Annotated in this window: 8 protein-coding genes, 4 tRNA genes and 1 pseudogene; 4 read left to right on the top strand and 9 right to left on the bottom strand. The window is 60.0% G+C overall.

Annotated features, from left to right (window positions below):
- From AC1RL4_RS27370 to AC1RL4_RS27355, 4 genes are all read right to left on the bottom strand, one after another.
- Positions 1-76: transfer RNA gene (locus tag AC1RL4_RS27370), tRNA-Gly, on the bottom strand.
- A gap of 3 nt (positions 77-79) precedes the next feature.
- Positions 80-155, bottom strand: a tRNA-Glu gene (locus tag AC1RL4_RS27365).
- A 104-nt stretch (positions 156-259) separates the two neighbouring features.
- Positions 260-335: transfer RNA gene (locus tag AC1RL4_RS27360), tRNA-Gly, on the bottom strand.
- Between the two features lie 2 nt (positions 336-337).
- Positions 338-413: transfer RNA gene (locus AC1RL4_RS27355), tRNA-Glu, on the bottom strand.
- 394 nt (positions 414-807) lie between these two features.
- On the opposite strand from AC1RL4_RS27355, the gene AC1RL4_RS27350 reads away from it, so the two are divergent.
- Positions 808-1566 carry a hypothetical protein gene (locus AC1RL4_RS27350; protein WP_064616541.1) on the top strand — a complete coding sequence of 253 codons (759 nt, stop codon included), beginning with the start codon at positions 808-810 and terminating at the stop codon, positions 1564-1566.
- 112 nt (positions 1567-1678) lie between these two features.
- Here AC1RL4_RS27350 and AC1RL4_RS27345 read toward each other — a convergent pair whose 3' ends face one another.
- The 4 genes and pseudogenes from AC1RL4_RS27345 to AC1RL4_RS27330 all read right to left on the bottom strand — a co-directional run bounded on the left by AC1RL4_RS27345 (position 1679) and on the right by AC1RL4_RS27330 (position 6243).
- Positions 1679-2542 (bottom strand): methyl-accepting chemotaxis protein, encoded by an 864-nt coding sequence (locus AC1RL4_RS27345; protein ID WP_371929213.1) that lies wholly within the window; start codon positions 2540-2542, stop codon positions 1679-1681.
- A pseudogene (locus AC1RL4_RS27340) lies at positions 2540-3604 on the bottom strand (HAMP domain-containing protein); the annotation flags it as partial. The pseudogene AC1RL4_RS27340 and the gene AC1RL4_RS27345, both read right to left, overlap by 3 nt.
- A gap of 147 nt (positions 3605-3751) precedes the next feature.
- On the bottom strand, positions 3752-5140 hold the full coding sequence (locus AC1RL4_RS27335; RefSeq protein WP_489078925.1) for an aminotransferase-like domain-containing protein: 1389 nt from the start codon (positions 5138-5140) through the stop codon (positions 3752-3754).
- Positions 5141-5481: 341 nt separating this feature from the next.
- Positions 5482-6243, bottom strand: coding sequence for an SDR family oxidoreductase (locus AC1RL4_RS27330; RefSeq protein ID WP_018926266.1), 762 nt, complete (start codon positions 6241-6243; stop codon positions 5482-5484).
- 235 nt (positions 6244-6478) lie between these two features.
- On the opposite strand from AC1RL4_RS27330, the gene AC1RL4_RS27325 reads away from it, so the two are divergent.
- Complete coding sequence (locus tag AC1RL4_RS27325; protein ID WP_018926267.1) at positions 6479-7483, top strand: NADP-dependent oxidoreductase; 1005 nt, start codon at positions 6479-6481, stop codon at positions 7481-7483.
- A gap of 69 nt (positions 7484-7552) precedes the next feature.
- Here AC1RL4_RS27325 and pyrF read toward each other — a convergent pair whose 3' ends face one another.
- Positions 7553-8251 (bottom strand): orotidine-5'-phosphate decarboxylase, encoded by a 699-nt coding sequence (gene pyrF / locus AC1RL4_RS27320; protein WP_167331181.1) that lies wholly within the window; start codon positions 8249-8251, stop codon positions 7553-7555.
- Positions 8252-8543: 292 nt separating this feature from the next.
- Between pyrF and AC1RL4_RS27315 the strand changes: the two genes are divergently transcribed.
- Positions 8544-9302: a response regulator gene (locus AC1RL4_RS27315; RefSeq protein WP_019581208.1), complete on the top strand. Its 759-nt coding sequence runs from the start codon at positions 8544-8546 to the stop codon at positions 9300-9302.
- Positions 9302-10354, top strand: a complete 1053-nt coding sequence (locus AC1RL4_RS27310; RefSeq protein ID WP_096480903.1) for a sensor histidine kinase — start codon at positions 9302-9304, stop codon at positions 10352-10354. The genes AC1RL4_RS27315 and AC1RL4_RS27310 overlap by 1 nt, the downstream gene beginning before the upstream one ends.
- The last annotated feature ends 59 nt before the right edge of the window (positions 10355-10413 follow it).

Genomic DNA, 10413 nt, shown 5'->3' with positions numbered 1-10413 from the left:
TGGAGCGGGAAACGAGACTCGAACTCGCGACCCCGACCTTGGCAAGGTCGTGCTCTACCAACTGAGCTATTCCCGCAAATGGCGTCCCCTAGGGGACTCGAACCCCTGTTACCGCCGTGAAAGGGCGGTGTCCTAGGCCACTAGACGAAGGGGACACGCTGCCCGGAACACATGGTGTGTGTTTCGGTGCCCAGACCCGCATCCGAAGACTTGGTTCTGGTTTCACTCAGCCTTGCCCGAAAGCAACGCTGTTTAAAATTGGAGCGGGAAACGAGACTCGAACTCGCGACCCCGACCTTGGCAAGGTCGTGCTCTACCAACTGAGCTATTCCCGCATTGGCGTCCCCTAGGGGACTCGAACCCCTGTTACCGCCGTGAAAGGGCGGTGTCCTAGGCCACTAGACGAAGGGGACACACGTACAACATTCACTCCCTACCGCGTTTCGCTGTGTGCTTTACGCTGTAAGTGGCGCGCATTCTATGGATGGATTGAGGGGTCGTCAACCCCCAGATATAAATTTATTTAAATCAATGACTTCGCCCTGCTTTTGGCAGCGATTCAGGCTTTTGTGTCGCCTGACCTTTGGCGCCTATATTCTGGCATCCACCAAGACGTTATAGTCCATGCCGAGATGATGGCAATGTGCACCTCGCACGCTATTTACTTATAGAAGCGGCATTGCGGCCGATATAAGAAGAGCTATAGCCGATTCACTCGTCGAGCAGCCCTATGCGCCCATATGCCAAGCCAACTACACTCGACTCGAACGCGAACCCCATAAAGAGGTCTTACCGGTGACACCACTCATGATCACCCTGCTAGTCGTAGCCGGGATCGCACTATTGATCGCCATTGGCTACATGAACCATGTGGTGGAAAACAATAAGCTGGAAAAAGCCCGCACCAAGGTTGAACTCAACGACCGCCTGCGTCGCTGCGGCGAAATCACCGAGACCTTTCCCGGTCAGTTCATGACACCCGCACTCAAGCTGCTGTTGACCCGTCTGGAACTGAACGTCTGCCAGCGCTTGCTCAACCTGGAAAAAACCAGCCCCACGCTCAAGCCACGGATTACCGAGCTGAGTGCCTTGGTTGCCCAAGGCGAATCGATCCCGGTCAACAACCCGCCGGCACCGATCCAGACCGAAGCCAAGGCCAAAGACGTGCGCTTCCTGCTCGAAGCCCTGCATGGCCAGATCACCCGTGCCGCACAGGACGGCTACCTGCCGACCAACGAAGCCAAGCACTGGATCCGCGAGGTCCGCCACATCCTGGTCCTGCTGCACATCGAATTCTTCAACAACCTTGGTCAGCATTCCCTGCAACAGAACCAGCCAGGTCAGGCCCGACTGGCCTTCGAACGCGGCGTGCAATACCTGCGCAAACAGCCGGAGCCCCAGGTCTACAGCGAACAACTCGAGTACCTGGAAAAACTCCTGGCCCGCGCCAACGACCAGGTCATGGACAAGATCGCCCCAGTTGAAGGCGAAGTGAACCAACTGACTGAAGGGCTCAAAGACGTCGAGGCGGATGCCGACTGGAAGAAGAAAGTGATCTACGACTGATCATGCAAATGCTGAAAAGCCACCGGGTCAGGTGGCTTTTTTTTTTGCGTTGGGATTGATGCCCGCCAGAGTCAATAGATCATCCGGACACAGCCCGGGCCTTCGGCAGCTGCTACAGCTTGAAATGCCCCACCATCCCCCTCAACTCACTCCCCAACTGCGCCAGTTCAATACTCGACGCCGCATTGCCCTGCATCGCCAATGAAGACTGATCCGCACTGGCGCGAATGCTCGTGACACTGCGATTGATCTCCTCGGCCACCGAGCTCTGCTCCTCCGCAGCCGCTGCAATCTGCTGGTTCATCTGCTGAATCAGCGACACCGCCGCCGCAATACTCCCCAATGCACTTTCGGTCTGCAACGCATCGCTCACCGCCAGTTTCACCAACTCGCCACTGCTCTGAATCTGCTGCACCGACGACTGCGCCGCCGAGCGCAAGGCACTGACCAGACGTTCGATTTCCTCGGTCGATTGCTGGGTTCGCCTGGCCAGCGCCCGAACCTCATCGGCCACCACCGCAAAGCCCCTGCCCTGCTCGCCGGCGCGCGCCGCCTCGATGGCCGCATTGAGCGCCAACAGGTTGGTCTGCTCGGCAACGCTTTTGATCACGCTGAGCACTGTGCCGATGTTCTGGATTTCTGCACTGAGGCTTTCGATGCTGGAGCTGGCCGAGGTGGCGGAGTCCGCCAGTTGCTCGATCCGTGCCATGCTCTGACGCACCACCTGCTGACCGCTTTCGACCTTGTCGTCGGCAGTCTGCGCCGCCTGGGCGGCTTCCTCCGCGTTACGTGCGACGTCGTGCACCGTGGCGGTCATCTGGTTCATCGCGGTGGCGACCTGCTCGGTTTCTTCTTTCTGGCTGCTGACTTCAAGGTTGGTCTGCTCGGTCACCGCCGACAGCGATTGAGCAGAGCTAGCCAGTTGTTCGATACCGGCCTGCAAACCACTGACAATGCTGCTGAGCCCGGCACCCATTTGCTGCATGGCTTGCATCAACTGGCCTATCTCGTCACGGCGGGTCACCTCAATTGTCGCGCTCAAATCGCCCGCGGCGATCTGCTGGGCAACACGGATCACGCTGCGCAACGGTGCGACGATCAACCGGGTAATCACCCACGCGGCAATCAGCCCGACCAGCAAGGCCAGCGCCGAGGAACCGATGATCAACAGCGAGTTCTTTTTCAGCTCTGCCTGCATCGACCGGTCTTCGGCAACGTAAGCCTGGTCCACCCGTTCCACCACTTGCGCGGCGCGCTGGTGGAGTTGCTCGGAGACAGTCTTTTCCTGCGCCAACAGGCCGGTGTACTCGGCGAGTTTTTCAGTGAAACTGCCGATATGACCGGACACTTCATTGAGGACCGTCTGGTAACCCTCATCCTTTACGGTAGCTTTCAACTGTTCGGCCTGGGCCAGCGCTTGGTCGGCTTGTTCGATCTTGCCCTGCCCGGCACTGTCGTCGCCCTTGCGGCTCTGATCCAGGCGTACGTGCGCTTCGTTCATGGCCTGCAACATCAGCCGCGAAACCTGGCTGACCTGATTCGCCTGCTCGATGAATTGCGCACCGTCCTTGCCCTCGGACTCCTTCAAGGCATAGGCGCCATCATCGCTAAGTCCGGACTGCAGCACATCCAGGTTATTGGCCACGCTGGACACCGACCAACTGGCCATTTCCAGCGCCAGGCCCTTGGCCTGACTCAGCGAGACGAACTCGTCAAAGGCCTTGCGATAAGCCCCCAGAGACTGTTCGACGTCATTCATGACCGGCACGTTGGCTGCGGACTGAGCCTTGAGCTCGGTCGCCAGCGCGATCAACGCGTCTACCCCCGCGTGCAAGGCGTCCACGGTTTTCGGGTCGCCGCGCAAGGCGTACTCCTGCTCAAGCAGACGCACCTTGAGCAAACCGCTGTTGAGCGACGACATCTGCTTGAGCCCATCGAAGCGATGACTGATGGTTTGCAGGGACCATACGCCGATGGCCGCCACCAGGGCTGTCAACAGCAGCACCAGTACAAACCCGACACCCAGTTTTTTCGCCATACCGAGGTTGGCAAAACGTCCTTGCACGGCCGAAATCATTGCGCTTAGTCCCCTGCCATTATCTGTTGATGCAGATTCGCAACGGGCTTGTGCCAACACAAGTCTCTGGCGTCGGAATAATGGCCAAAAGCTACGTCAGCGTCGTTTTCAGAACGCTTGAGGTCGATCCCGAGCGGTAGCCTGAAAAAATGCCCGCGCGCGGGGATCACAGGCATAGGCAACGTTGATGCGCTGCCAGTCATGGGCCTGGCCGGAGGGGCTGAATGCCGTTGCGCATGACAGCAGGATGCCGAAGCGTCGCGCCTGAATCCGCACCTGAACGGCGTCGGACTTGCGCGATCGCGCCCAGATGAACAGGCCACCTGCAGGTTTGCCGAAAACCTCCCATTCCGCGTCCTCGAGCACCTGCAAGGCCGCGTCCCTGTCGGTGCTCAAACGCTGGCGCTGACGCTGCACCAATTTGCGATAGGCACCACTGGCCAATAAAGAAGCCAGCACCGATTCGCAAAACCGTGAAGCGCCCATGCTGCTGATCATCTTGACCTCGGCCAGTCGCGCAATGACGTCGGCACCCGCCACGACAAAGCCGACCCGCAACGAACTACTGAGGGTTTTGGAGTAGCTGCTGACGTAGATCACGTTGTCATCGATACCCAGTGCCGCAAGACGCGTCCCGGGACCGCGGTACAAATCCGCATAGACGTCGTCTTCGATCACCAGTACGCCATGGTTTCTGGCCAGCTGCAGAACCTGCCGAGCCACGTCCAAGGTCAAACTGCTGCCGGTGGGGTTGTGATAAAAGCTGTTGATGAACAAGCCACGGGGTTTGTATTGCAGCAACAGTGTCTGGAGTGCTTCGGTGTCGGGTCCGTGAGGCGTTCGTGGGACTTCGATCATGCTGACCCCGTGCAGCCTGAGCAAATCGAACAGCATCGAATAACCGGGGTTCTCCACCACCACGCAATCGCCCGGTTCGAACAACGTGCGCACGATCAGGTCGAGCCCATGACTGGCACCCGCCGTGGTGAGGATTCGACTTTCATCCACCGCGATATCCAGCTGTTTCAGTCGTTTGAGGATCTGTTGGCGCAGGGCAAGCAGGCCCAGCGGTGTGCTGTAGTTGAACAAACCGGCCATGTCGGTGCGGCTGACTTGGCGTATGGCATAGCTCAGGTCGTCAGTCTCACGCCAGCTTTCGGGTAATCCACCGCAACCCAGCTTCAGATCGCCCGCGACGCCATTCTGCTGCTCAACCCCCTCGAACCAGGAAAAATCCCGTTGCCCGTGAGCGGCAAGCTTCGTTGCCGCGACAAAGAAACCCGCCCCGCTACGCGTCGCCAGCACACCTTGAGCCACTAACCGTTCACAGGCCTCGACAACACTGGATTGGCTGAGCAGATTGATCCGCGCGATTTGCCGCACGGAAGGCAAACGCGTCCCCGGCGACACCTCGCCACGATGGAGCCATTCGGTCATCGCGTCGACGATTTGCTGCACGACCGGCACCAATGCCTGTCGATCGATTCTCAACTCCATGAGCAAGCAAACTCCTGTCTGTTTTGCGGAAAACAGTTAATCACAGGAGCGCTCGACAAGATGTGCGACAAAACCGCCAAAACCGTCGATTCTAACCATTTGAAACACAATGCCCGGTGCTTTCACGGAACCTGGCGCCGAATGATAAAAACCTGGAGCGGGCTTGTGTGGCGAGGGGGCTTGCCCCCGTTCGGCTGCGAAGCAGTCGTAAATCCAGACAACTCGGTCCGTCTGGACGGGCGCCGGGGGCCGCTTCGCGACCCAACGGGGGCAAGCCCCTCGCCACACAAGCCCGCTCCCACAACATCCACAGATTCCAAACCATCGCGGCCTGGAAAGAGTTAAAACGCCGTAACCCCACCATCCACCGCCAGCGAATGACCGGTGGTGAACGCCGCGCCGTCGCTGCACAGGTACAGCACCGCGCTGGCAATCTCCTCGACCTTGCCGATACGTCCGACCGGGTGCATGGCATTGGCGAACTCGCCCTTCTTCGGGTCCGCTTCATAGGCACGACGGAACATGTCGGTGTCGATCACCGCCGGGCACACCGCATTCACGCGGATCTTTTTCTTCGCGTATTCGATGGCCGCCGATTTGGTCAGGCCGATCACCGCATGTTTCGAGGCGGCGTAGATGCTCATCTTCGGCGCAGCCCCCAGGCCGGCGACCGAAGCGGTATTGACGATCGCGCCGCCACCCTGGGCCAGCAGCAATGGCAACTGGTACTTCATGCACAGCCAGACGCCTTTGACGTTGACGCCCATGATCGCGTCGAACTCATCGAGCGTGCCCTCGGCCAGTTTGCCTTTCTCGATTTCGATGCCGGCATTGTTGAAGGCATAGTCGAGACGGCCGTAGGCATTCACTACCTCGTCCATCAGATTTTTTACATCGCTTTCCACAGTGACATTGCAGCGCACGAAGGTCGCTTCACCGCCGGCAGCGCGAATCAGCGCCACAGTGCCTTCACCACCGGCCACGTCCAGATCGGCCACCACCACTTTCAACCCTTCGGCGGCGAACGCCAAAGCGGTTGCGCGGCCAATCCCATTGGCCGCGCCCGTCACAACGGCGACCTGGCCGGAAAACGTCATGCTCATTGTTATGTCCTCGAAGAGAAGAATGTGGGGAGTCACGTGTTTTCAGTTAGCCACAGTGCTCTGTGACACGGCAGCACTATCAGAAGGCCGGTTGGGCGCCCATGAGTGGCAGTGATGGAACCACCGCCCTGACTATCACTGCACTGGATCGATGTGCATTCGCCGTGTCAGCCAACCTTGCAGCATCGTCAATGAAGGTCTATCAACAAGACTTCATTCACCTTGAGTGCCTGTCATGACTACCCAGACCAATCGCCAGTTCCTGCTCGCCAAACGCCCCGTGGGGCCAGCTACCCGCGAGACGTTCACCTATCAAGAAGTACCGGTCGGTGAGCCAGCGGCAGGTCAGATCCTGGTCAAAAACGAATACCTGTCCCTGGACCCGGCCATGCGTGGCTGGATGAACGAGGGCAAGTCCTACATCCCGCCGGTCGGCATTGGCGAAGTCATGCGCGCACTGGGCGTAGGCAAAGTCATCGCCTCGAACAATCCGGGCTTTGCTGTCGGGGACTACGTCAACGGCGCCTTGGGTGTGCAGGATTACTTCCTTGGCGAGCCGCGAGGTTTCTACAAGGTCGATCCGAAACTGGCGCCGCTGCCGCGTTATTTATCCGCACTGGGCATGACCGGAATGACCGCCTACTTCGCCCTGCTCGATGTCGGCGCGCCGAAAGCCGGTGACACCGTGGTGTTGTCGGGTGCGGCCGGCGCGGTGGGCAGCATTGCCGGGCAAATCGCCAAGATCAAAGGTTGCCGGGTGGTCGGCATCGCCGGCGGCGCGGACAAGTGCAAGTTCCTGATCGATGAGCTGGGTTTTGATGGTGCCATCGATTACAAGAACGAAGACGTGATCGCCGGCCTCAAGCGTGAATGCCCGAAAGGCGTCGACGTGTATTTCGATAACGTCGGCGGCGATATTCTCGACGCCGTGCTGAGCCGCCTGAACATGAAGGCACGGGTGGTGATTTGCGGTGCCATCAGCCAGTACAACAACAAGGAAGCGGTCAAAGGCCCGGCCAACTACCTGGCGTTGCTGGTCAACCGCGCGCGGATGGAAGGCTTCGTGGTGATGGATTACGCTGCGCAGTTCGCCGCTGCCGGGCAGGAAATGGCCGGCTGGATGGCCAAGGGGCAGCTCAAGAGCAAGGAAGACATCGTCGAGGGACTGGAAACATTCCCGGAGACGCTGATGAAGTTGTTCAGCGGCGAGAATTTCGGGAAGTTGGTGTTGAAGGTTTAACCCAATATCTGAAAAGAGCACAAAACCCTGTGGGAGCGGGCAAGCCCGCTCCCACAGGGTCCGTGACGCTTAAGCGATTTCTGCGACGACCGCCGCCAACGCCTTGGCCGGATCCGCCGCCTGGCTGATCGGACGGCCGATCACCAGGTAATCGGAACCGGCATCCAGCGCCTGACGCGGCGTCAGGATGCGGCGCTGATCGTCCAGGGCACTGCCCGCCGGACGAATCCCCGGCGTCACCAGTTGCAACGACGGGTGGGCGGCTTTCAAGGCCTGGGCTTCCTGGGCAGAGCAAACCAGACCGTCCATCCCGGCCTTTTCCGCCAACGCAGCCAGGCGCAGCACCTGCTCCTGCGGCTCGATGTCCAGGCCGATACCCGCCAGATCCTCACGCTCCATGCTGGTCAGCACGGTCACGCCGATCAACAGCGGTTTCGGGCCGCTGCGCTGATCGAGCACTTCACGGCAGGCGGCCATCATGCGCAGGCCGCCGGAGCAGTGCACATTGACCATCCATACGCCCATTTCCGCAGCCGCCTTGACGGCCATGGCGGTGGTGTTCGGAATGTCGTGGAACTTGAGGTCCAGGAACACTTCAAAGCCCTTGTCGCGCAAGGTGCCGACGATTTCCGAAGCGCAACTGGTAAACAGTTCTTTACCGACTTTGACCCGGCACAGTTTCGGGTCCAGTTGATCGGCCAGCTTCAGTGCGGCGTCACGGGTGGGGAAATCCAGGGCGACGATGATAGGCGTCTGGCAGGCGGACATGAGTGGGCTCTCAGGCAAGTCGAAATCGGCGCGCATTGTAGCGGAACCAGCGCCGCTGCGGGACCCGATGATCGGTAATTCGTCGTCGCGGCTCAGGCAAGACTAGCTGCTGCAGCAATTGTGTCGACCCCGATACACACACGACACGCCCACAACACCCTTCAACGCTACCCTCGTCAGCCGCAACAAGTCCTACAGCACTTCCCGCCTCACGGCCGGACGCCTATGCTGAAGCCACAACCTCGCAGCCTATCTTTGTGGTTGGCAGCCTACCTGGCAGATGAACGCACGCATGCACAACTCCCCAGCACCTCTGAACGACGATCAAAAAGCGCCGGCCGATGACAAACGCTGGAGCATTCGCGCCCTGATCGTCGACGATGACGTTCCGATCCGCGAACTGATGATCGACTACCTGGCCCGTTTCAATATCCACGCCAGCGGCGTCTCTGATGGCGCCGCCATGCGTCAGGCGCTGCAAGCCGAGCATTTCGATGTGGTGGTGCTCGATCTGATGCTGCCGGGCGAAGATGGTTTGTCGCTGTGCCGCTGGCTGCGCGCCGAATCGGACATCCCGATTCTGATGCTCACCGCCCGCTGCGAACCCACCGACCGGATCATCGGCCTGGAACTGGGTGCCGACGACTACATGGCCAAACCGTTCGAACCACGGGAACTGGTCGCCCGAATTCAGACCATTCTGCGTCGGGTGCGTGACGACCGCACCGAACAGCGTGCGAATATTCGCTTCGACAACTGGCGATTGAACAGCGTGTTGCGCCAGCTGATCGCCGCCGATGGCCTGGTGGTGCCGCTGTCCAACGCCGAATTCCGTTTGCTTTGGGTGTTCATCGAACGGCCGCGCCGGGTGCTCAGCCGCGAACAACTGCTGGACGCAGCGCGCGGTCGCTCGATCGAAGCGTTTGATCGCAGCATCGATCTATTGGTGTCGCGTCTGCGCCAGAAACTGGGCGACGACCCGAAAGCCCCGCAGTTGATCAAGACCGTTCGTGGTGAGGGTTATCTGTTCGACGCACGAGACATCAGCTGATGCGTGCGCGCTTCGATACGCTGTTCGGCCGCCTGTTCGGCGTGCTGTTGGTGGCGATCGTACTGGCGCACTTGTTAGCTTTTTTATGGTTCAAACATTACGGGCCGCCCCCTCCTCCCCCTCCGCCGCCGGGGTTTTCCGAGCACTTCGAGGGCCCTCCCCCACCAATGGACCCGCGTTTCGGCAATCGACCACCGCGGCCATGGTTCGGCGGGCCGCTGGTGCCACTGACCTTTCAGTTTGTCTCGCTGATCATCGCCGCCTGGTACGGCGCCAAGCTATTGACCCGCCCGATTCAGCGCCTGAGCGACGCCGCTGAGCGCCTGAGTGAAAATCTCGACAGTCCGCCGCTGGATGAGTCCGGCCCACGGGAAGCGCGGCAAGCGGCGCACACTTTCAACCTGATGCAGAAACGCATTCTTGAACAAATGCAGCAACGTTCGCGCATGCTCGGCGCGGTGTCCCATGACCTGCGCACACCGCTGTCGCGGCTCAAGCTGCGGCTGGAACAGATCGACGATGAGAAGCTGCAAGGCCAGATGCGTCAGGACCTGGACGACATGATCGGCATGCTCGATTCCACCCTCACTTACCTGCACGAACAGCGCACCAGCGAGGCGCCACAATGGATGGACGTGCAGGCGCTGGTGGAGTCCCTGAGCGAAAACGCCCAGGACCAGGGCGCCGACGTCCAGGCCCGCGGCCATTGCGCCCCGCTGCAGGTTCAACCGATGGCTTTGCGCTCGTGCATCAACAACCTGCTGGACAACGCCTTGCGTTATGCCGGGGACGCGCTGATCACGCTTGAGGACAGTTGCGAACAACTGGTGATCCGAGTCATTGACCATGGCCCGGGTATCGCGGCGGATAAACGTGAAGCGGTGTTTGAACCGTTCTTTCGCCTGGAAGGTTCGCGTAATCGCAACTCCGGCGGCGTCGGCCTGGGCATGACCATCGCCCGGGAAGCCGCGGAGCGTTTGGGCGGGCAGTTGAGCCTGGAAGAAACCCCCGGCGGTGGTCTGACCGCCGTCATCCGCCTGCCCCGCGTCTAAGCCTGCCCCCACAGGATCGGGGGTCTAACTCGATAAGCTGTGTGTACCCATCGGTACAA

It is taken from the genome of Pseudomonas sp. GW822-FHT07A10 (assembly GCF_058798795.1).
The sequence above is the reverse complement of the archived record's forward strand: the minus strand, read 5'-3'. Positions and strand labels throughout refer to the sequence as shown.